19 protein-coding genes are annotated in these 21,130 nt (G+C 65.8%); 11 read left to right on the forward strand and 8 right to left on the reverse strand.

Going from position 1 to position 21,130, the window contains the following annotated elements; genetic code table 11:
- The first annotated feature begins 34 nt into the window (after positions 1–34).
- Genes BRAS3809_RS26350 through BRAS3809_RS26365 form a run of 4 tightly spaced genes read left to right on the forward strand, consistent with a single transcriptional unit; the run spans position 35 to position 3,333 of the window.
- On the forward strand, positions 35–913 hold the full coding sequence (locus BRAS3809_RS26350; RefSeq protein ID WP_035658795.1) for a branched-chain amino acid ABC transporter permease: 879 nt from the start codon (positions 35–37) through the stop codon (positions 911–913).
- Positions 913–1,917, forward strand: a complete 1,005-nt coding sequence (locus BRAS3809_RS26355; RefSeq protein WP_008965062.1) for a branched-chain amino acid ABC transporter permease — start codon at positions 913–915, stop codon at positions 1,915–1,917. The genes BRAS3809_RS26350 and BRAS3809_RS26355 overlap by 1 nt, the downstream gene beginning before the upstream one ends.
- The gene (locus BRAS3809_RS26360; protein WP_008965063.1) at positions 1,914–2,645 is read left to right on the forward strand and encodes an ABC transporter ATP-binding protein; all 732 of its coding nucleotides are present in this window, start codon (positions 1,914–1,916) and stop codon (positions 2,643–2,645) included. Before BRAS3809_RS26355 ends, BRAS3809_RS26360 begins: the two co-directional genes overlap by 4 nt.
- Positions 2,629–3,333: an ABC transporter ATP-binding protein gene (locus BRAS3809_RS26365; RefSeq protein WP_008965064.1), complete on the forward strand. Its 705-nt coding sequence runs from the start codon at positions 2,629–2,631 to the stop codon at positions 3,331–3,333. Before BRAS3809_RS26360 ends, BRAS3809_RS26365 begins: the two co-directional genes overlap by 17 nt.
- Positions 3,334–3,665: 332 nt before the next feature.
- Here the strand turns inward: BRAS3809_RS26365 and BRAS3809_RS26370 are convergent, their stop codons facing one another.
- From BRAS3809_RS26370 to BRAS3809_RS36830, 8 genes are all read right to left on the reverse strand, one after another.
- On the reverse strand, positions 3,666–3,953 hold the full coding sequence (locus BRAS3809_RS26370; protein ID WP_035658798.1) for a GIY-YIG nuclease family protein: 288 nt from the start codon (positions 3,951–3,953) through the stop codon (positions 3,666–3,668).
- Between the two features lie 224 nt (positions 3,954–4,177).
- Positions 4,178–5,080: an ABC transporter permease gene (locus BRAS3809_RS26375; RefSeq protein WP_008965066.1), complete on the reverse strand. Its 903-nt coding sequence runs from the start codon at positions 5,078–5,080 to the stop codon at positions 4,178–4,180.
- Positions 5,081–5,084: 4 nt separating this feature from the next.
- Entirely contained in the window at positions 5,085–6,020 is a 936-nt protein-coding gene (locus BRAS3809_RS26380; RefSeq protein WP_008965067.1) for an ABC transporter permease, read from the reverse strand.
- An 86-nt stretch (positions 6,021–6,106) separates the two neighbouring features.
- A complete protein-coding gene (locus tag BRAS3809_RS26385) occupies positions 6,107–7,396 on the reverse strand; it encodes an ABC transporter substrate-binding protein (RefSeq protein WP_008965068.1) in 1,290 nt (429 codons plus the stop codon).
- 35 nt (positions 7,397–7,431) lie between these two features.
- Positions 7,432–8,469: an ABC transporter ATP-binding protein gene (locus BRAS3809_RS26390; RefSeq protein ID WP_008965069.1), complete on the reverse strand. Its 1,038-nt coding sequence runs from the start codon at positions 8,467–8,469 to the stop codon at positions 7,432–7,434.
- 492 nt (positions 8,470–8,961) lie between these two features.
- Positions 8,962–9,201, reverse strand: coding sequence for a hypothetical protein (locus BRAS3809_RS26395; protein WP_240535771.1), 240 nt, complete (start codon positions 9,199–9,201; stop codon positions 8,962–8,964).
- Entirely contained in the window at positions 9,198–9,860 is a 663-nt protein-coding gene (gene otnC / locus BRAS3809_RS26400) for a 3-oxo-tetronate 4-phosphate decarboxylase (protein ID WP_008965071.1), read from the reverse strand. Before otnC ends, BRAS3809_RS26395 begins: the two co-directional genes overlap by 4 nt.
- Before the next feature lie 21 nt (positions 9,861–9,881).
- Positions 9,882–10,040: a hypothetical protein gene (locus BRAS3809_RS36830; RefSeq protein ID WP_170323333.1), complete on the reverse strand. Its 159-nt coding sequence runs from the start codon at positions 10,038–10,040 to the stop codon at positions 9,882–9,884.
- Between the two features lie 117 nt (positions 10,041–10,157).
- Between BRAS3809_RS36830 and ltnD the strand changes: the two genes are divergently transcribed.
- From ltnD to BRAS3809_RS26435, 7 genes are all read left to right on the forward strand, one after another.
- On the forward strand, positions 10,158–11,069 hold the full coding sequence (gene ltnD, locus BRAS3809_RS26405; RefSeq protein WP_035658800.1) for an L-threonate dehydrogenase: 912 nt from the start codon (positions 10,158–10,160) through the stop codon (positions 11,067–11,069).
- Between the two features lie 17 nt (positions 11,070–11,086).
- Positions 11,087–11,869, forward strand: coding sequence for a 2-oxo-tetronate isomerase (otnI, locus tag BRAS3809_RS26410; protein ID WP_035658803.1), 783 nt, complete (start codon positions 11,087–11,089; stop codon positions 11,867–11,869).
- Positions 11,866–13,143: a 3-oxo-tetronate kinase gene (otnK, locus tag BRAS3809_RS26415; protein ID WP_008965074.1), complete on the forward strand. Its 1,278-nt coding sequence runs from the start codon at positions 11,866–11,868 to the stop codon at positions 13,141–13,143. Before otnI ends, otnK begins: the two co-directional genes overlap by 4 nt.
- Before the next feature lie 222 nt (positions 13,144–13,365).
- Positions 13,366–15,393 carry a methyl-accepting chemotaxis protein gene (locus BRAS3809_RS26420; RefSeq protein ID WP_008965075.1) on the forward strand — a complete coding sequence of 676 codons (2,028 nt, stop codon included), beginning with the start codon at positions 13,366–13,368 and terminating at the stop codon, positions 15,391–15,393.
- 293 nt (positions 15,394–15,686) lie between these two features.
- Positions 15,687–17,711: a methyl-accepting chemotaxis protein gene (locus tag BRAS3809_RS26425; RefSeq protein ID WP_008965076.1), complete on the forward strand. Its 2,025-nt coding sequence runs from the start codon at positions 15,687–15,689 to the stop codon at positions 17,709–17,711.
- A gap of 282 nt (positions 17,712–17,993) precedes the next feature.
- On the forward strand, positions 17,994–19,685 hold the full coding sequence (locus tag BRAS3809_RS26430) for a methyl-accepting chemotaxis protein (RefSeq protein ID WP_008965077.1): 1,692 nt from the start codon (positions 17,994–17,996) through the stop codon (positions 19,683–19,685).
- Between the two features lie 271 nt (positions 19,686–19,956).
- On the forward strand, positions 19,957–21,130 hold a 1,174-nt coding region (locus tag BRAS3809_RS26435), incomplete at its 3' end, for a methyl-accepting chemotaxis protein (RefSeq protein WP_035658806.1).

The raw sequence follows: 21,130 nt of genomic DNA on the forward strand, positions 1-21,130 counted from the left end.
TCGCTTCGCTCGCAATGACGGGGGAGCAAGCGAAGTGACAGCAGAAACAATCATCCAAAGTCTCGCCAGCGGCCTGTTGATGGGCCTGCTCTACGGCCTGATCGCCGTAGGGCTGGCGCTCATCTTCGGCCTGATGGACGTCGTGAACTTCGCCCATGGCGAGTTCCTGATGATCGCGATGTATGCGACCTTCTTCCTGTTCGCCTATTTCGCGCTCGATCCGCTGCTGTCGGCGCCGATCGTCGCGGCCGGATTGTTCGTGTTCGGCGCGGTGGTCTATCTGCTGATTGTCAGATTTGCCGTCCGCGCCAAGGCCAATACCGGCATGGTGCAGATCTTCTCCACCTTCGGCCTCGCCGTGCTGATGCGCGGCGTGGCGCAGTACTTCTTCACCCCCGACTATCGCAGCATTCCGCACTCCTGGCTGGGCGGTAAGACGATCTCGATCGCCGGCATCTACCTGCCGCAGCCGCAACTGGTCGGCGCACTGATCGCGATCGCGGCCTTTGCCGGCCTCTACTTCTTCATCCACCGCACCGACTTCGGCCGCGCGCTGGAGGCGACGCGCGAGGATGCCGGGGCGGTGGCGCTGGTCGGCATCGACAAGAACAAGGTGTTCGCGCTCGGCTGGGGCCTGGGCGCGGCGCTGGTCGGGCTTGCCGGCGCGGTCATGGCGATCTTCTTCTACGTCTTTCCCGATGTCGGCGCGTCGTTTGCGACCATCGCATACGTCACGGTGGCGCTCGGCGGCTTCGGCAGCGTGTTCGGCGCCTTCGCCGGCGGCATCGTCGTCGGCCTCGTCGAGGCCATCACGACCCTGATCCTGCCGGCATCGCTCAAGACGGTCGGCATCTACGCGGTCTATCTCCTCGTCGTCTTCATCCGCCCGCGCGGCCTGTTCGGATCGATCTGATGGACAAGGCATTCGTTCAACGCCGCCGGCGTGATCTCATCCTCGCCGCATTCCTCGCAGCGATTGCCGCGGCCGTGCCGTTCTTCGTCAAGGACGTCTACGTCCAGAACATCATGGTGCTGACCCTGATGTATGCGGCGCTGTCGCAGAGCTGGAACATCCTGTCCGGCTATTGCGGCCAGATCTCGCTCGGGCACGCGCTGTATTTTGGCCTCGGTGCCTACACGACCGCGATCCTGTTCACCAAGTTCGGCGTGCTGCCGTGGTTCGGCATGCTCGCCGGCGGCCTGATCTCCGCTGTGATCGCGATGGCGCTCGGCTATCCCTGCTTCCGGCTCGGTGGCCATTACTTCGTGATCGCCACCATCGTCATCGCCGAGATCACGCTGCTCCTGTTCCAGAACTGGGACTTCGCAGGGGCCGCGCTCGGCATCGATATCCCGGTGCGGCGCGACTCCTGGCTGACGTTCCAATTCACCCGCTCGAAGCTGCCGTACTTCTACTTCGCCCTCGCGCTCGCCTGCGTCGCCTGGTTCGTCACCTGGTGGCTGGAGGATTCCAAGTGGGGCTATTGGTGGCGCGCGGTGAAGGACAATCCGCTCGCTGCGGAGAGCCTCGGCGTCGACGTGTTCAATTCCAAGATGGGCGCGGCGGCCCTGTCGGCCTTCCTGGTGGCGATCGGCGGCAGCTTCTATGCGCAGTTCGTCAGCTACATCGATCCCGAGAGCGTGATGGGCTTCCAGTTCTCGCTGCTGATGGCGTTGCCGGCCGTGCTCGGCGGCATCGGCACCCTCTGGGGCCCGATGCTCGGCGCGGTCATCCTGATCCCGCTCACCGAGCTGACCCGTTCTTACATCGGCGGCTCAGGCCGCGGCGTCGACCTGATCGTCTATGGCGGCCTGATCATCGCAATCTCGCTGGCGCGGCCGCAAGGACTGGTCAGCCTGTTCTCCCGCAAGCCGAAGCCGGTGGTGCAGCCGGCGCGAGAGGCGGTGGCGTCATGACCGCATTGCTGGAAACCCGCAACATCACCCAGCGCTTCTCGGGCCTGACCGCGAACTCCGACGTCTCGATCTCGGTCGGGCGCGGCGAGATCGTCGGCCTGATCGGGCCGAACGGCGCCGGCAAGTCGACGCTGTTCAACCTGATCGCCGGCGCGTTCAAGCCGACCGAGGGCCAGATCCTGTTCGACGGCGAGGACGTCACCGCGTTGCCGGCGGCCGAGCGCTGCCAGCGGGGCATCGGCCGCACCTTCCAGGTCGTGAAGAGTTTCGAGAGCATGACGGTGATCGAGAACGTCATCGTCGGCTCACTGGTGCGTACCACCAACATGCGCGACGCCCGCCGCAAGGCGCATGAGGTGCTGGCCTTCTGCGGGCTCGATGCGCGCGCCGATGTGCTGGCGAGCGACCTCGTGCCGTCGGAGAAGCGTCGCCTCGAAGTGGCGCGCGCGCTCGCGACCGAGCCGAAGCTGCTGCTGCTCGACGAGGTGCTGACCGGTCTCACGCCAGTGGAGTCGCAGAAGGGCGTCGAGCTCGTGCGCCGCGTGCGCGACACCGGCATCACGGTGCTGATGGTCGAGCACGTCATGGAGATCGTGATGCCGCTGGTCGACCGTGCCATCGTGCTCGATCTCGGCAAGGTGCTGATCGAGGGCAAACCTACGGACGTCGTCCGCGATCCCAAAGTCATTTCGGCCTATCTGGGAGACCGCCATGCTGTCGGTGCGTGATGTCACCACCGCCTATCAGGGCCTGGTTGCGATCTCGAACGTCTCGATCGATGTCGAGAAGGGCGAGATCGTCTGCGTCGCCGGCGCCAATGGCGCGGGCAAGTCGACGCTTCTGAAGTCGATCGCCGGCGCCGAGCGGCCGCGCGCCGGCAGCGTCACTTTCGATGGCAACCGCATCGACGGCATGGCGCAGCATCTCATCACCGCGCGCGGCATCGCCTATGTGCCGGAGAACCGCAGGCTGTTCCCGCGGCTCTCGGTGCGCGACAATCTCCGTCTCGGCAGCTATCTCTACCGCAGCGAGGCCAATCGCGAGGAGCCGCTCGACTTCGTGTTCAAGCTGTTCCCGCGGCTGTCCGAACGCCTCGAGCAGCGCGCCGAGACCTTGTCCGGCGGCGAGCAGCAGATGCTGGCGATCGGCCGCGCGCTGATGACGCGGCCCAGGCTCCTGATGCTCGACGAGCCGTCGCAGGGCATCATGCCGAAGCTGGTTGACGAAATCTTCCAGGCCGTGAAGAAGATCCGTGACGCCGGCATGACCGTGCTGATCGTCGAGCAGCGCATGGCGGAGTGCCTGGAGATTGCTGATCGGGCATACATCCTGCAGACCGGCCGCGTCCTGATGCAGGGGACGGCCGCGGAGATCAGCGGCAACAAGGATGTGCGGAAGGCGTATCTGGGATTGTAGGTCCGTAGGGTGGGCAAAGCGCCGCCATCAGGCGGCGCGTGCCCACCGCCGGTGCCGGTGGGTGAGGCCGGTGGGCACGGCGCGGGACGCAGTCATCTCCACAACAACCACCTGGGCGCGCCTTTGCCCACCCTACGCACCGCGCCAGAAGTCCTGTCGCAATCGCGAGTGTAGCGCAGCAATCCAGAGTCGTTCCTTCAGCCCCTGGATCGCGTCGCTGCGCTCGCGATGACGGAGTTTGTGGAGGGCACAGTACCCACACGCGTCATTGCGAGCGGAGCGAAGCAATCCAGGAATGCCGGACCAGGAGACGGTCCGAGTTGCGGCCAAGGTCAGATCAGCGTCTCGTAGAGATCGAGCCATTGCGGGTTGAGCGCTTCGACGAGTAGTAGCTTCTTCTTGCGGCTACCGGACTTGATCTGCTTCTCATGTGTGATGGCAGCCAACATCGTTTCGTGCGGCTCGTACCACACCAACAATTTGCAACCATAGGTCTTGGTAAAGCCGGGAACGAGGCCTTCACGATGCTGGTAGGCTCGTTTCGGAAGATCGCTCGTCACGCCCACGTAGAGCGTTCCGTTCCGACCGCTTGCCATTATGTACACGTAGGGATGTCTCATCGGCGTACCCAGCGCTTCGAACGGAGCGACTCAGTATCAAATAGAGTTTTTGCTGCAACCCCTGGATCGCTTCGCTCCGCTCGCGATGACGGAGTATGTGAGATCTGCAGTGCGTGCCACAACCGTCATTGCGAGCGGAGCGAAGCAATCCAGGGGCTACGGTAAAGGTCTCCCTGGCGAGTGTGTTGAGCGACGGCGGCGATCGAGTAGTCAGCGGTTTTGGCCTACACCATCCCCTTGCCCGCATCCGATCCCTGCCGCCGCTGCCGGGCCTGCAGCACCAAAATCACCGACAGCGCCGCGAAGATCACCACGAACGACACCGCCGAGGTCAGCGTGCCCAGCGCGTAGATGTCGGGCTTGGTCACCGTCGTGGTCAGGCCCTGCAATTCCAGCGGCAGCGTGTTCACCGAGCCGATCGCCTGGCTCGAACGGGCCAGTTCATCCCAGGACAGCGTGAAGCCGAACAGGCCGATGCCGACGACGGACGGCAGGATGATCGGCAGCACGACGTGGCGGAAGGTCTGCCAGGGGGTGGCGCCGAGGTCGCGGGCGGCTTCCTCGAGGCGGCCGTCGAAGCGGTTGAAGATCGCGAACATGATCAGGAGGCCGAACGGCAAGGTCCAGGTCAAATGCGCGCCGAGGCCGGAGGTGAACAGGCCCATCGCGGTGGTGTGCCCTTCGGCCAGCCAGCCCAGGCCATAATCGGCGGCGTGCTTGTTGATGAAGTCGTCGACCAGCCGGAACTCGAGCGCGATGCCGAGCGAGGTGATGATCGAGGGCATGATCAGGCTGGCGATCGCGGTGTAGAACAGCATCGAGGCGCCGCGGAACGGCTTGCGGAACGCCATGCCGGCGGCGACCGACAGCACGACCGTGATGACCATCACCACGAGCCCGAGTGCCAGCGAGCGCTTGAAGGCGGCGCCGATGTCGACGATGCCGCCGCCGGAAAACACCTTTCCGAACCAGGTCAGCGACACGCCGTTCATCGGGAAGGTGAGGCCGCCGTCCGGGCCCTGGAACGACAGGATGTAGATCGCGATCATCGGCCCGTACAGGAACAGCACATAGGCCGAGAAGAACGCCGCGAGGATGTAGAAGGAGCGGGGGCGCTTGTCTCCCATCTCTTTAGAGCTCCTTGCGCACGTCGACGATCCGCGTCAGCGCGGAGATGATGATGATGGTGATGCCGAGCAGGATCACGGCATTCGCCGCGGCCGCCGGGAATTGAAGCGCTGAGAGGCGCGCCTCGATGATCTTGCCGGCCGAGGCGATCTGCTGGCCGCCCATCACGCCGATGGTGACGAAGTCGCCCATCACGATGGTGATGACGAAGATCGAGCCGATCACGATGCCCGGCTTCGACAAGGGAATGACGATGTTGACCAGCGTCTGCCAGCCGGATGCGCCGGCGTCATAGGCGGCCTCGATCAGCCGCTTGTCGATGCGGATCATCGAATTGAAGATCGGCACCACCATGAAGAAGGTGAACAGGTGCACCAGCGCCAGCACCACCGAGAATTCCGAGAACAGCAGCCACTCGACCGGCTTGTTGATGAAGCCAGCGCCGACGAGGCCCTGGTTGACCAGGCCGTTGCGGCCGAGCAGGGGGATCCAGGCGATCATCCGGATCACGTTAGAGGTCCAGAACGGGATCGTGCACAACAGCGACAGAACGATCTGCCAGGTCTTGCTGCGGACGTGGAAGGCGAGGAAATAGGCGACCCAGAAGCCGATCAGCAGCGTGAGGCTCCAGGTGAGCAGGCAGAGCTTCAGCGTCTTGAGATAGGTCTTCAGGATGGTGCACAGCTCGGGCAGGTTGGCGACGCAGCCTTCGAACGTGTCCGTGTAGCCGCGGAAGCTGAACGCCGGGATCATCTCGTATTCGTTGTAGTCCCAGGCGCTGACGACGACGACGAGCACGAGGGGCAGCAGGAAGAACAGCGCGAACACCAGCATCATCGGCCCGGCTTGCAGCCAGGCGATCGACCGCATCGTGAGCTTGCGCAACGTGCTCTCCGCGGGCGCGATGGTGTCGGGCGAATTGTCGATCGTCACGGCCACGGCAATACCTGTCGTCTGGTCGCAGATGACTGAGAAGATCTGCCGCGCCCACGACCATCGCGGGCGCGGCAGCTATGGTGGTCACATCAGGCGGCGATGAACTCGTTCCACTTGCGGACCATGTAGTCGTTCTCGTCCATGACGGCGTTCCAGCAGACGACGTTGCCCATGCGGTCCTCGTAAGAGCCGCCGTCGCGCACCGCGCCGGCCTTCTCCATCAAGGTGCCGTCCGGCGCCTTGATGTCGCTCTTCGCCGGCTTGCCTTCCATCCAGTAGCCCCACTCGTCCTCGGTCATGTTGGCCTTGGCGGTGGAGAGCACGGCCGAGTAGTAGCCCTGGCGGTTGAGATAGGCGCCGGCCCAGCCAGACAGGTACCAGTTGACGAACTCGTAGGCCCAGTCGAGCTTCGGTCCGCCGGCCACCGCCTTGGAGACGCAGAAGCCCGAAGCCCAGGAGCGATAGCCTTCCTTCAGCGGCTGGAAGGTGCAGGCGATGCCCATCGAGCGCACCTTGGTGACGGCCGGCGACCACATCGACTGGATCACGGTCTCGCCCGAGGCCATCAGGTTGACCGACTCGTTGAAGTCCTTCCAGAACGCGCGGAACTGGCCGGCCTTCTTGGCCTCGGTCAGCACCTTCATCGTCAGGTCGATCTCGGCCTTGGTCATGTTGCCCTTGTCGGCATATTTGTACTGGCCGGTGGCCTCTACGACGAGGGCGGCGTCCATGATGCCGATCGAGGGGATGTTGAGGATCGAGGCCTTGCCCTTGAATTCGGGGTTGAGCAGCTCGGCCCAGGAGTTGATCGGGCGCTTGATCAGGTCGGGACGGATGCCGAGCGTGTCGGCGTTGTAGACGGTCGGGATCAGCGTGACATATTCGGTCGGCGTCGCCGAGAACGTCTTCGAGTTCGGGCCGTCGAGATACAGCACCTTCCAGGGCGCGGTGCCCTGGCCGCCGATCTTCTTGCCGTTCGGCAGCTCGCCCTTGGTGAAGACGGGCGTGATGTTGTCGAACTCCTTGATCTTGCGCGCATCGAGCGGGAAGATGTTGCCCGACGGCACCAGCTTCTTCAGCGAGAAATATTCGGTGTCGAGCACGTCGAACGAGTTCGGCTGGGTGATGACGCGCTTGGTGACGTCGTCGGTCGTCGCCGTGATGTATTCGATCTTGATGCCGGTGTCGGCGAGGCACTTTTTCGAGATCTCGTCGCCTTCGTTCACGGCGGTGCCGAGATAGCGCAGCACCTTCGGGTCGGCGGCGTGGACGTAGGGCGCGCTGAGCAGCGTGCCCGCGCCGGCGAGACCGGCGGCGCCGGCCGCGCCCTTGAGCAGCGAGCGGCGGCTGATGGATGTCTTTTTCGATCGATCGGTCATGATCATCTCCTTGGGATGGGAACGAGCAGGCGAAATCAGGCCACGAGTTCTGCAGCCGGCGCGGCTGCAGTCGCGGCTTGGGGCGTCAATGCATCGGCAAACGCCGGATTCCAGGTCACGACCACGCGCTCGCCGATCACGTGGGTCTCCGCGTCGAACTGGTCGTCGCCGAGCTGGGCCGAGATTTCGGGACCGCCGTCGGTCGCGACCGCGACCAGCACATAGGTGCCCTGATATTCGATCTTGCTGATCGTGCCTTGCACGGCCGGACCGTCGACCGCGGCGTCCGGTGCCTTGAGCTGGACGCGGTCCACGCGCACGGCGAAGGTCTCGCCCTTGAGCGGGATCACGTTGTGGCCGCCGATGAAGCGCGCCGCGAACTCGGTGCGCGGATGGTTGAAGATCTCGCGCGGGCTGCCCTGCTGCTCGATCTTGCCGCCATTCATCAGCACCACGAGGTCGGACAGCGCCATCGCCTCGTCCTGGCCGTGGGTGACGTGGATGAAGGTGAGGCCGAGCTCGCGCTGCAGCCGCTTCAGCTCGGCGCGCATGCGCAGCCGCAGGAACGGATCGAGCGCCGACAGGGGTTCGTCGAGCAGCAGGATCTGCGGCGAGGTGATCAGCGCGCGCGCCAGCGCGACGCGCTGCTGCTGGCCGCCGGAGAGCTGCGCCGGCAGCCGGCCGGCAAAGCCCTGCATGTCCACCAGCTCCAGCAGCTCGCGCGCCCTGGCATGACGCTCGGGCTTGGACACGCCCTTCATCTTCAGCGCGAAAGCGACGTTGTCGATGACGGAGAGATGGGGAAACAGCGCGTAGGACTGGAACATCATCGCGGTGCCGCGGCCAGCGGGCGGCAACTCCGTGACGTTCTTCGCGCCGACGATGATGTCGCCCGATGTCGCGGATTCATGGCCCGCGATCATGCGCAGGGTCGACGTCTTGCCGCAGCCGGACGGACCGAGCAGGCAGCAATAGGAGCCGGCGGGAATCCGCAGGTCGATCGCATCGACGGCGGTGACGTGACCGTACATCTTCGTCACCTTCACCAGTTCCAAGCTCGCGCCCGCCGCCATCCGCCCTCCGTAACTTTAATCGTGTCCGGGAACCGGGCATGCGTTAGGGCACGCGTGGTCAGGTGCCCGGCTCCCGAACCTGCGTGGTGTCTGCAACGGATATGCCAAGGAGACGGCGGCCGCGATGCGCGGTGCACAAAGAGCGCGCGCCGAACACGCTGCGTATGCAATGAGCCTGCGCGTGGCGGCCGCTTGGAGGACGGGCGCGTCCATTCCGGGCAAAGGCCCGGGAAAACCGCTGCAACCACGGCGTTGTGGAGGCACGTCATCCGTTCCCGTCTGTGCACGAGGCGTGTAGAGCGGGCGCCGCTGCAATTGATGGTGGAAGATCCGAGCATGCGCCCGCGCGACATGAAAGCGGGAGTGCCGGCGTCTGCCTATCGATCGAGCGGCCGCTGATGGCCTGCGCAGCCAAGTTCTGCCTCAATATTAGGCATCAAAGCGTCCCAGTGGCAAGTCGGCAGACCAGGCGACACGGCGGCGCAGGCGGCCCTAGCGCAGCCGTGTCCCCCATTTGGTATGGGCTGCGGCCATCAGCATGCGCTCGGCGATGCCGCGCAGTTCGGCCACCCCGATCGGATTGGATTCGGCGAAGATCTCATAGGAGTCGGTGGCGATCGGAAACCAGCGATAGAAGCGGGCCTCCTCGAACAGAATGCGGGCGGCCGCTTCGATCTCGGCAGGCGATGGTGCAGGGTACTGCATGCGCATCCAGCCGGCGGCTGCGGTCAATGATGGCCGCCGTGCTCGGGCAGGCTGAGGCCGAACACCTTGACGAGATCGTCGACCTGCTGCGGCGACAGATGCCGCGGATTGAGCCCGCGCAGCAGCAGATAGAGCTTCGCCGTCTCCTCGAGCTCCTCCATCGCGAACACTGCCGCCTCCAGCGTGTCGCCGGACACGACGGGGCCGTGATTGGCGAGCAGCACCGACGCATATTTGCCGGCCAGCCCCTTGATGGCGTCGGCCACGGCGGGATCGCCGGGGCGATGATAGGGCACCAGCGCGGTCTGACCGCAGCGCATCAGATAATAGGGTGTCAGCGGCGGCAGCGCCGCACGAGGATCGATCTCCGGCAGCATCGAGAGCGCGACCGAATGCGTCGAGTGCAGATGCACCACGGCGCGCGCCGCATCTCGGGTCTGATACAGCGCGCTGTGCAGCGGCACCTCCTTGGTCGGCGCATCGCCGGACACCAGCGTGCCCTTTGCGTCGAGCCGCGCCAGCCTGGCCGGATCGAGGAAGCCGAGCGAGGCATTGGTCGGCGTCACCAGCCAGCCGCCATCATCCAGCCGCACGCTGATGTTGCCCGACGATCCCGGCGTCAGCCCGCGCTCGAACAGCGAGCGGCCGAACCGGCAGATGGCCTCGCGAATTGTATTCTCAGACATGTCTCCACCCTTCGCCGCCGTCTACGCGGCCAGCGGTGTTCTGGCCTTCGCCGCTCGTCGACGGCGATGCAGCCGCCACAGGCGCCGTCCGTAGATCGCAACGATGGTCAGGATGCTCCCGGCGATCATGGAGGGCAACCCGATCACGACCCACAAGAATATGAGAAATGTCGGTGCCATGGGGTCTCTCCGGAGAGCCTCTGCCATGTTGTCTCACGCTTTGGCAGCGCGGCCAAGCCGTGATACCCAGGGACGAACCGGGCCAACCGGACAGGAAACGCGTCGAGGATCTGCTGCATGTCGTCATCCCCTTTGAAGGTTGCCGTGATCGGGCTTGGCTCGATGGGATATGGCATGGCGACCTCGCTCAAGCGCGCGGGCTTCGAGGTCACCGGATGCGACGTCTCGGCGGATGCGGTGAAGCGCTTCGTCGCCGATGGCGGCAAGGGCGCGAACAGCCCGGCCGAGGCGGCCGCGGGCGCCGACATCGTCGTGAGCGTCGTCGTCAATGCGGCGCAGACCGAAGCCGTTCTGTTCGGCCCCGGCGGTGCCGCTGAGACCATGCCGAAGGAGTCCGTCTTCGTCTCCTCCGCGACCATGGACCCCGATGTGGCGCGCCGGCTGGCCAAGCAGCTCGAAGCCACCGGCCGGCATTATCTCGACGCGCCGATCTCCGGCGGCGCGCAGCGCGCCGCGCAGGGCGAACTCACCATCCTGGCCTCCGGCAGCGCAGCGGCGTTCGCCAAGGCGCGTCCGGCGCTCGATGCGATGGCGGCCAAGCTCTACGAACTCGGCGATGCCGCGGGCCAGGGCGCCGCGTTCAAGATGATCAACCAGCTGCTCGCCGGGGTGCACATCGCCGCCGCCAGCGAGGCGATCGCCTTTGCCGCAAAGCAGGGGCTCGACATCAGAAAGGTCTATGAGGTCATCACCGCCTCGGCCGGCAATTCCTGGATGTTCGAGAACCGCATGCCGCATGTGCTCGACGGCGACTACACGCCGCGCAGCGCGGTCGAGATCTTCGTCAAGGACCTCGGCATTATCCAGGACATGGCGCGCAACCACCGCTTCCCGGTGCCGGTCTCGGCCGCAGCGCTGCAGATGTTCCTGATGACGGCGGCCGCCGGCATGGGCCGCGACGACGACGCCTCGGTGGCGCGGATGTATGCCCAGGTCACCGGCACCAAGCTGCCGGGCCCCTCCAACTGACAGCACGAGTGCTCGCCATGCCGCGTTTCGCCGCCAACCTCTCGATGATGTTCACCGAGCAGCCGTTCCTCGACCGCTTCGCGGCCGCCGCTAAGGCTGGCTTCACCGCCGTCGAGTTCCTGTTTCCCTATGATCACCCGGTCGACGAGGTCGGCAGGCGCCTGCATGGCAACGGCCTGACCCAGGCGCTGTTCAATTTGCCGCCCGGCAATTGGGATGCCGGCGAGAAGGGCTTTGCGGCGCTGCCGGAGCGCTTCGACGATCTCAAGGCGAGCCTCGAGACCGCGCTGCCCTATGCCAAGGCGACCGGCGTGAAGCGGCTGCATCTGATGGCGGGCATCGCCGATCGCCATGATGCCAAGGCGGTCGAGGCGTACTACAAGTCGGTGGCGTGGGCGGCGGAGTTCTTCGCGCCCCACGGCCTCGACGTCGTGATCGAGCCGATCAATTCGCGTAACGTGCCCGGCTACTTCCTCAACGATTTCGGCTTCGCCCGCGACCTGATCCGCGAGCTCAAGATCCCGAACCTCAAGCTGCAGTTCGACATCTATCACTGCCAGATCATCCATGGCGACGTCACGATGCGGCTGCGCGAGATGATGGACATCACCGGCCATATCCAGATCGCCAGCATTCCCTCGCGCAACGAGCCCGACGGCGAGGAGCTGAACTATCCGTTCCTGTTCGCCGAGCTCGACCGGCTCGGCTATGCCGGCTTCGTCGGCTGCGAATACAATCCGCGTGGCCGCACCGAGGACGGGCTCGGCTGGTTCAAGCCCTACAGGGGAGTGAAGCCGTGACCCTGAAGCTCGGCTGTATCGCGGACGACTACACCGGCGCCTCCGATCTCGCCAACACGCTGACCCGCGCCGGCCTGCGCACGGTGCAGACGATCGGCGTGCCGGCCGCCGACCTCGCTCTGCCGGAGGTCGACGCGGTGGTGGTCTCGCTCAAGAGCCGCTCGATCGAGGCGTCGCTCGCGGTGGCCCGCTCGCGCGAGGCCGACACATGGCTGCGCGCCCGCGGCGCCCGCCACGTGCTGTTCAAGATCTGCTCGACCTTCGACTCCACGGACGCCGGCAACATCGGCCCGGTCATGGACGCGCTGGCCGGCGATTCCGGCGACGACATCGTGCTGGTCACCCCGGCTTTCCCCGAGACCAAGCGCACCGTCTACCAGGGCAACCTGTTCGTCGGCCACGTGCCGCTGAACGAGAGCCCGCTCAAGGATCATCCGCTCAATCCGATGCACGACGCCAATCTGGTGCGGGTGCTCGGCCGGCAGAGCCGCCGCAAGATCGGCCTCGTCGATCTCGCCGCCGTCGTGCATGGGCCGGAGACCATCGATCACCGCCTGCAGGATCTGGCGGGGCAGGGCATGGGGGCCGCGATCGTCGATGCCGTGTTCGACGCCGACCTCACCGCGATCGGTGCGGCGGCGTTGAAGCACAAGGTCTCGGTCGGTGCGTCCGGGATTGGCCTCGGCCTTGCGCGGGCGCTGGTCGCGGCCGGGCACGTGCATTCGCACGGCTTTGCACATCATGCCGACGCGCCCGTCGGCGGCATGGCGGCATGTCTCGCCGGCAGCTGCTCGCAGGCGACGTTGCAGCAGATCGCGCAGGCCGAGAGCGTGATGCCGGTGCTGCATCTCGACGCCGCCGGCCTGGTTGCCGGCCCCGACGAGGCGAGGGGGGCGCTCGCCTGGGCGCGCGAGCGCATCGCCCAAGGGCCGGTGCTGATCGCCTCCAGCGCAACGCCCGATCAGGTCGGCGCGCTGCAGGCCAGGCATGGCCGCGAGGCGGCCGGCCACGCCATCGAGCAGGCGATGGCCGATCTCGCGGATGGGCTGATCGGCGCCGGCGTGCGGCGGCTGATCGTCGCGGGCGGCGAGACGTCCGGCGCGGTCGTCGACCGGCTGAGGATTCCGGGGTTCCTGGTCGGACCCGAGATCGCAGCCGGCGTGCCGGTTCTCCGGGCGATCGGCGCAGAAATTGGCGAGATGCTGCTGGCCCTGAAGTCCGGCAATTTCGGCGGCCCGCGCTTCTTCACCGACGCGCTTGCGCTGATGCGTTGACCGGATCGCAAGCTGAAGGTGGCCGCCGGTTGGCGGACCGACAAGAATTTTCGGTTGCGGTTGAGAGAATTGATCGCGGTCGTATTGTTTGCCGAATAAAACATCGTTCGCTAACTGAACTTTTTGCACGGATGCGGTGCAACATTAACGGTATTTAGGGAGCCTGACCCCTACAGCTCTACCTGGACGGTCGAGTGACGCGTCCATCCTGTGGGTGGGGCAATGAAACTGAACAGAATTGGCTACAAGCTCGGGCTTGCCGGCGCCGTCGGCGCAACGCTGGCGATCGGCATGATCGCAAATCAGATGCTCGCGGAGACGGCGGTCAATCGCGCCAATGAGCGGGCCGAGCGCGCGCGCCGCGTCGTCGAGAGCGTGATGTCGGCGAGCATCAGCATGCAGCAGACCCAGCTTGCCGGCCGCTCGGCGCGGCTCGCGCGGGTGCCGGCCGACGCCGAGAAGGCCGGTGCCGAGATTCAGCAGTTCTCCGCCGCGATGGTCTCCGACATCGATGCGGCCCTCGCCAATGTTGCGGGCAGCGAGAACCGCGGCCGCCTGACCCGGCTCAAGGACCTGATGGCGAGCTATGCCTCCGGCGCGGTCGAGCTGGCCGAGGCGCAGAAAAACCTGTTGCTGCTGATCGACAAGCGCAGCGCCGTGTCCAACGAATGGACCAAGGGGCTGCAGGCGGTGCTGACCTCGCCGGGCTTGCCGAACCTGGCCTTCCGCGAGCGGGTCGAGCGGCAGCTTCATGCGGCGGACGCCAAGCTCAATTCCATGCGCTCGCAGGCCTGGCGCTTCGGCGTCACCGGCGATGCCGGCAGCATCGCCCTGGTGAAGCAGACCGTGCCGGTGCTGAAGAGCGCTCTGACCGATGCGCGCATGCTCGCCGACGATCGCGAGATCCAGGCGGCGATCACCAGGCTCAACGGTATCGCCACGGATTTCGTCACCGCCAATGACGAGGTCGTCAAGACCGAGGGCGTCAAGGAAGCGCTGCTGCGCGACCGTACGCTGAAATATCTCGGCGAGGCAGGCGAGCTGATGACCGCATCGATCCAGGACGCGCGCGCCCGCAACGCCGGCGCCAGGTCCGACGCCAATGCGGTCGCCGAGCAGGCGAGCCGGGTGACGCTGATCGTCGGATCGGCCGTCCTGCTGTCGGTCATCGCGTCGGTGGTGTTCTCGTTCCTGGGCATCGCCCGTCCGCTGACGCGGCTCAACGCGGCGCTCGGAGAGATGGCGCGCGGCCGCCTCGCCATCGACATCCCCGGCGCTTCGCGCGGCGATGAGATCGGCGATCTCGCCAAGACCGTGACCGTGATCCGCAGCAATGCGGAGGAGACCGCGCGGGCCGAGACCGAAGCCAAGCGCGATCAGGACGCGATCGCCGCGCGCCAGCGCAAGGCCGACATGCAGCGGCTCGCCGAGCGGTTCGAGGCCGCGGTCGGCGAGATCGTCGAGACCGTCTCGACGGCCTCGAGCCAGCTCGAGCAATCCGCGACAACCTTGACCGAGGCCGCGCGCCAGTCGCAGGGATTGACGACGGCCGTCGCCTCGGCCTCGGAGGAGGCCACCACCAACGTGCAGTCGGTGGCGTCGGCGACCGAGCAGATGGCGTCCTCCGTCACCGAGATCAGCCGCCAGGTGCAGGAATCCGCGCGCATCGCCAACGATGCCGTCGGCCAGGCCCGCACCACGACCGGCCGGGTCAGCGAGCTGTCGAAAGCGGCGACGCGGATCGGCGACGTCGTCGAGCTCATCAACACCATCGCCGGCCAGACCAATCTGCTGGCGCTGAATGCCACGATCGAAGCGGCGCGCGCCGGCGATGCCGGGCGTGGCTTCGCCGTCGTCGCCTCCGAGGTCAAGGCGCTGGCCGAGCAGACGGCGAAGGCGACCGGCGAGATCGGCCAGCAGATCTCAAGCATCCAGGTCGCCACGCAGGAGTCGGTCGCCGCGATCAAGGAGATCTCCTCGACCATCGAGAAGCTGTCGGATATCTCGTCGACCATCGCCGCCGCTGTCGAGGAGCAGGGCGCCGCGACCCAGGAGATCTCCCGCAACGTGCAGCAGGCGGCGCACGGCACCCAGCAGGTCTCGGCCAACATCATCGATGTCGAGCGCGGCGCGGCCGCGACCGGCTCGGCCTCGGCGCAGGTGCTTGCCGCCGCCCAGGCGCTCTCGGGCGACAGCAGCCGCCTGAAGCAGGAGGTCGCGAGCTTCCTCGGCTCGGTACGCGCGGCCTGACGCGAGCCGCGGCGAACGCGAATGTTCCCTGTGACCAGGACGATCGAAAGGCCGGAGCGGCAACGCTCCGGCCTTTACCTTTTGACCGATGCGCACCGTTCGAAACCGCGTAGTTCTACGTGTTTCGCGTCAATCCGCCGCGGGCAAACCCGGCAATTCCCGTAAATGTCCCGTCCCCGGCGTTAAGGTTTCGCCGATGCGCCGGTCGCAATTTGCAATTCTCAAATTGTGCACATTGGCGCGGCGTGTCCTGCGCGACGGGACTTTGCAGCGCCTCACCGGGAAGCGAAGACATGAAGTTGAATCGTATCGCCTACAAGCTCGGACTCGCCGGTCTCATCGGCACGTTGCTGGCTGTCGGCGCGCTGATCAATCAGCAGACGTCGCAGAGCGTGGTCGACGAGGCCACCAGGGTCTCCGAGCGGCAGCTCGCCATCCGCAAGGCTGCGCTGATCGCGGACGCCGACCTGCGCAGCCTGCAGCTGGCCAATCGTGGCGTGCGCTTGGCACGCAGCGCGGCCGAGGTCGACAAGCTGCTCGCCGACGAACATCAGATCGAGACGCGGATCAAGTCGAGCCTTGAGACGGCGCAGAACACCGCGATGCGCCCGGCGACCAAGGAGCGCTTCGGCAAGATCATGGCGCTTACAGCGGACTACAAGAAGGGCGCCGAGGAGATCGTCCGGATGCAGAAGGACCTGTTCGCGACCAACGCGCTGCGCGATGCCCAGGCGGCCGACTGGACCAAGCAGTTCGATGCTCTGATGAAGTCGCAGGCGCTGAAGGCCGCGCCGGATGCAACGGCGATCGAGCGCGACCTGCAGGAGCTCAACGCCGCAGGCACGGCCGTCCGCACCCATGCGTGGCGCTATCTGGCGACCGGCGACGTCAAATCCAAGGAGAGCATGATTGCGCGGGCCAAGGAGGTCGACCAGGGCTTCGTCCAGATCATGGACAAGGTGCCGCAGACGGCCAAACCGCAGGTCGAGAAGATGCGGGACGATCTCAAGGCCTATATCGACTCGTCGACCAAGGCGGCAGGCCTGGAGGAAGCGAAGACGAAGCTGCTCACCGAGAAGATGCTGCCGGCGGCGGATGAGGCCAGCAAGCTGATGGCGGAGGCCGTTCAGGCCGCCGACAAGTTCTCGCAGGAGGCCAAGGAGCAGGCCGAGGCGGCGGAAGCGAGCGCGAGACGCGTCAATTTCGCGCTCTCCGTCGTGCTGGTGCTCGTGCTCGCCGGGTCCGTGGCGTTCGGCTTCGTGGGCATCTCGCGTCCGATCGTGGCCCTCAACGGCGCGCTCGGCCGCATGGCATCCGGTGATCTCGACATCAAGGTCCCCGGTGCGGATCGCGGCGACGAGGTCGGCGACATGGCCAAGAACGTCGTGATCATCCGCGAGAATGCCGAGGCCAAGGCGCGCGCCGAGGCCGAGCAGAAGGCACAGGCGGACGCGATCGCCGCCGAGCAGCGCAAGCGCGACATGCATCGGCTGGCGGACTCCTTCGAGCGTTCGGTGGGGGAGATCATCGAGACGGTCTCCTCTGCGTCGACCGAGCTGGAGGCCTCCGCGGGCTCGCTCACCTCGACCGCCGAGCGCTCGCAGCAGATGGCCGTGACCGTGGCGTCCGCCTCCGAGGAGGCCTCGACCAACGTCCAGTCCGTGGCATCCGCCACGGAGGAGCTGTCCTCCTCGGTGAACGAGATCAGCCGCCAGGTCCAGGAATCGGCGCGGATGGCCGGCGAGGCCGTGAGCCAGGCCCGCCAGACCAACGAGCAGGTCAGCGAGCTGTCGAAGGCGGCGGCCCGGATCGGCGACGTCGTCGAGCTGATCAACACCATCGCCGGGCAGACCAACCTGCTCGCGCTCAACGCCACCATCGAGGCGGCGCGTGCCGGCGAGGCCGGCAAGGGCTTCGCCGTCGTCGCCACCGAGGTCAAGGCGCTGGCCGAGCAGACCTCGAAGGCAACCGGCGAAATCGGCCAGCAGATCGCCAGCATCCAGTCCGCAACCCAGGAATCGGTCAACGCCATCCGGGCCATCTCCGGCACCATCGAGCGGCTCTCGGAGATCTCTTCGACGATCGCGGCCGCCGTAGAGGAGCAGGGCGCCGCGACCCAGGAGATCTCGCGCAACGTCCAGCAGGCCGCGCAGGGCACGCAGCAGGTCTCGTCCAACATCGCCGAGGTGCAGCGCGGCGCGAGCGAGACCGGCACCGCATCCTCGCAGGTGCTGTCGGCCGCGCAGACCCTGTCGAGCGACAGCAACCGCCTCAAGCTCGAGGTCGGCCGCTTCCTGCAGACGGTGCGGGCGGCGTAGCTGGAGAACCGAGTCTCAGGTCAAGACCGGCACCGATCCAATGGGGCCGCGGGCGCAAGCTCGCGGCCCCATTGTCTTGGTGTGCAGTGCTTGATGTTTTGGTGGTTGGCTGGCGTCGCCTTTGGAAGCGCTCTGGCTCCGTAGTTCCACGGTGTGCGAAATTAACGCAGGCCCGAGTCCTCTAACTTAAGATTGCGAGCGAATCTCCCACCTCGCGTTAAGCCATTCATCGATGGTGGCTGGCGTCACACGGCTCAACGGCGATCCGAGGGGAACCGGGTTATGTTTGCAAGCATGTCCATTCGCACGAAGATGATCTCGGTCGTTGCACTCCTGCTCATTGCGATGACCGCCATGGGCCTTCTGGCGATATCGAGCATGCGAACGATGAATGCCAACACGGTCGACATCACGACCAACTGGCTGCCGAGCGTGCGCGTGCTCGGCGACCTGCGGGCGGCAACCATCACCTATCGCAACGTGGTCCGTGAGCATCTGCTGGCAGAGTCGCTCGATGAGAAGCTGGCCCAGGAGAAGACTGCGGTGGCCACGCTCGAGGCTGTCGGCAAGGCAATAAAGAGCTACGAGCCGATGATCGCCTCGCCCGACGAGAAAGCGATTTACCAGAATTGGAAGAGCATCTGGGAGAGGTATCTTGCCGGTGCCCAGAAGGTCATGGAGCTGTCGCGTAAGGCCGCCGGGCAGATCCCGCACGATGCGCATGAGCTCAACCAGAATACGGTCAACAAGATCGGCCTGGAGGCCGATGAGGTCCTGCGCAAGGACATCGACCTCAACAACACCGGAGCGGACAAGGCGTCGGACGATGCCGCATCGACCTATTCGAGGTCGTTCGCGACGCTCGGGTCGATCAATCTCGTCATGGTGGTTCTCGGCGCCGTCATCAGCATGCTACTGGTGCGCAGCGTGTCGCAGGGGATCGCGTCGATCGTGCAGCCGATGCAGGCCCTCGGCGAGGGCGATCTCTCCGCCGAGATCCCGCATCGTGGCGAGAACACCGAGATGGGCGCGATGGCGAATGCGCTGCAGATCTTCAAGCACGCGCTGATCGCCAAGAAGGCGGCCGATGAGGCCGCTGCCAAGGATGCCGAAGCCAAGATCGAGCGCGGCCGTCGGGTCGATGCGGTTACCCGGCAGTTCGAGGCCGTGATCGGCGAGATCGTCAACACGGTGTTCTCTGCTTCAAGCCAGTTGGAGGCCTCGGCAGCCACGCTCACCTCCACGGCGGACCGCTCTCAGCGCCTTGCGACCACGGTCGCGTCCGCCTCCGAGGAGGCCTCGACCAATGTGCAGTCTGTCGCCTCTGCGACCGAAGAGCTGTCGTCGTCGGTCACCGAGATCAGCCGGCAGGTGCAGGAATCGGCGCGGATGGCCAGCGAGGCCGTCACCCAGGCGCGCTCCACCAACGATCAGGTCGGCGAGCTGTCGAAGGCGGCCGCCCGGATCGGCGACGTCGTCGAACTGATCAACACCATTGCGGGCCAGACCAATCTGCTGGCGCTCAACGCCACCATCGAGGCGGCGCGCGCCGGCGAAGCGGGCAAGGGCTTCGCGGTCGTCGCGACCGAGGTCAAGGCGCTGGCCGAGCAGACGTCGAAGGCGACCGGCGAGATCGGACAGCAGATCGCCGGCATCCAGGCCGCGACGCAGGAGTCGGTGAATGCGATCCGGACGATTTCGGGCACGATCGAGCGGCTGTCGGAGATCTCGTCGACGATCGCCGCCGCGGTCGAGGAGCAGGGCGCCGCGACCCAGGAGATCTCGCGCAACGTGCAGCAGGCCGCGCGGGGCACCCAGCAGGTCTCGGCCAACATCGCCGATGTGCAGCGCGGCGCGAGCGAGACCGGATCGGCATCGTCACAGGTGCTGACTGCGGCGCGCTCGCTGTCCGGCGACAGCAACCGCCTCAAGACGGAGGTCAGCCGCTTCCTGGAGACGGTCCGCGCCGCGTAGGCGCCGGGGAGCCGTCGAGCGCCCCCGCCAGACGATTGCACCAGCCGCAGGCCCCCCGGCCTGCGGCTTTTTTGCGCGCGCAGCCAGCGCACCACCTGAGATTGACAATCAAAGTTGACGTCAATCACCGTAATAGCACGGTCCGCGTACTTTAACGTGAGTTAAGCAACCTGCGCCAATGATCGTCAGCCTGTTACCGAACCTTAGTCGTGTCAATGCGGGCACGGCTGACGATCATCGTCGTCATCATCATCGTAGACCGAGAGCCGCCATGCGCAAGAACTTGCCAGTCACTACTGTCGAATATCCGATCACGGATGATACGCTGATCGTGTCGAAGACCGACACCAAGGGCAAGCTCACCTTCTTCAATCAGGACTTCGTCAACGCGGCCGGCTTCACCGAGGCCGAGCTGATCGGCCAGCCGCACAACATCGTGCGCCATCCCGACATGCCGTCCGAGGCGTTCGACAATCTCTGGAGCACGCTCAAGGCGGGCCGCCCCTGGGTCGGCGCGGTGAAGAACCGCCGCAAGAACGGCGACTATTACTGGGTGCTGGCGACGGCCTCTCCGATCGTGCAGAACGGCCAGGTCACCGGCTATACCTCGGTGCGCACCAAGCTGCCATCCGACCAGCGTGCCGAGGCCGAGCAGGTCTATGCGGCGATCCGCGAGAAGAAGCCGCACGGCTACAAGATCGAGGACGGCATCGTCCGTCGCCGCTCGCTGTTCGATCATCTCGCGATCTTCACGGGCACGCTCGCCTCCAGGCTGCGCACGCAGGTCGCGTTGCAGACGCTGTTTCTGATCGTGCTCGGCGTGATCTCGTTCGGCGAAGGCGGCCTCGGCGGCATGATCGCCGCGGCAATCGCCGCTGCTGGCATCGTGCTCTGCGGCCTGATCGGCCTGCGGACGATGAAGGTGATCGTAGGGCCGCTCGATCATCTCAACGAGACCATGGAGAGCATCACCCAGGGCAAGCTCGACACCCGCATGCGGATTGATCGCGACGATGAGATCGGGCGCGCCTTGCGCAACCTGCAGACGGTGCAGACGATGGTGCGCTTCAACGCCCGGGAGCTGAAGGAGCAGGAGCAGCGCGCGGAGCGCACGCGCAAGCAGGAGATGTCCGCGCTTGCGGAAGGCTTCGAGGGCGCCATCGGCAACATCGTCGATACCGTATCCTCGGCCTCGAGCCATCTGGAGAGCTCGGCCAATTCGCTGTCGAGCACCGCCCTGCGCGGGCAGGAGCTGTCGACCAGCGTGGCCGCCGCCTCCGAAGAGGCCTCGGCCAACGTCCAGGCCGTCGCCTCTGCGACGGAGGAATTGACATCGTCGGTCCGGGAGATCAGCCGCCAGGTTCAGGAATCCGCGCGCATTGCCTCCGATGCCGTCGACCAGGCGCGTCGTACCAACGATCGCGTCGGCGAACTGTCGAAGGCCG

Source organism: Bradyrhizobium sp. STM 3809, assembly GCF_000239795.1.
Taxonomy (GTDB): Bacteria; Pseudomonadota; Alphaproteobacteria; order Rhizobiales; family Xanthobacteraceae; genus Bradyrhizobium.

Coding starts and splice junctions, on each gene's coding strand:
- BRAS3809_RS26355 (WP_008965062.1), top strand. CDS start 913: ATGGACAAGGCATTCGTTCAACGCCGCCGGCGTGATCTCATCCTCGCC.
- BRAS3809_RS26360 (WP_008965063.1), top strand. CDS start 1,914: ATGACCGCATTGCTGGAAACCCGCAACATCACCCAGCGCTTCTCGGGC.
- BRAS3809_RS26365 (WP_008965064.1), top strand. CDS start 2,629: ATGCTGTCGGTGCGTGATGTCACCACCGCCTATCAGGGCCTGGTTGCG.
- BRAS3809_RS26370 (WP_035658798.1), bottom strand. CDS start 3,953: ATGAGACATCCCTACGTGTACATAATGGCAAGCGGTCGGAACGGAACG.
- BRAS3809_RS26375 (WP_008965066.1), bottom strand. CDS start 5,080: ATGGGAGACAAGCGCCCCCGCTCCTTCTACATCCTCGCGGCGTTCTTC.
- BRAS3809_RS26385 (WP_008965068.1), bottom strand. CDS start 7,396: ATGACCGATCGATCGAAAAAGACATCCATCAGCCGCCGCTCGCTGCTC.
- BRAS3809_RS26390 (WP_008965069.1), bottom strand. CDS start 8,469: ATGGCGGCGGGCGCGAGCTTGGAACTGGTGAAGGTGACGAAGATGTAC.
- otnC (WP_008965071.1), bottom strand. CDS start 9,860: ATGTCTGAGAATACAATTCGCGAGGCCATCTGCCGGTTCGGCCGCTCG.
- BRAS3809_RS36830 (WP_170323333.1), bottom strand. CDS start 10,040: ATGGCACCGACATTTCTCATATTCTTGTGGGTCGTGATCGGGTTGCCC.
- ltnD (WP_035658800.1), top strand. CDS start 10,158: ATGTCGTCATCCCCTTTGAAGGTTGCCGTGATCGGGCTTGGCTCGATG.
- otnI (WP_035658803.1), top strand. CDS start 11,087: ATGCCGCGTTTCGCCGCCAACCTCTCGATGATGTTCACCGAGCAGCCG.
- BRAS3809_RS26420 (WP_008965075.1), top strand. CDS start 13,366: ATGAAACTGAACAGAATTGGCTACAAGCTCGGGCTTGCCGGCGCCGTC.
- BRAS3809_RS26425 (WP_008965076.1), top strand. CDS start 15,687: ATGAAGTTGAATCGTATCGCCTACAAGCTCGGACTCGCCGGTCTCATC.
- BRAS3809_RS26430 (WP_008965077.1), top strand. CDS start 17,994: ATGTTTGCAAGCATGTCCATTCGCACGAAGATGATCTCGGTCGTTGCA.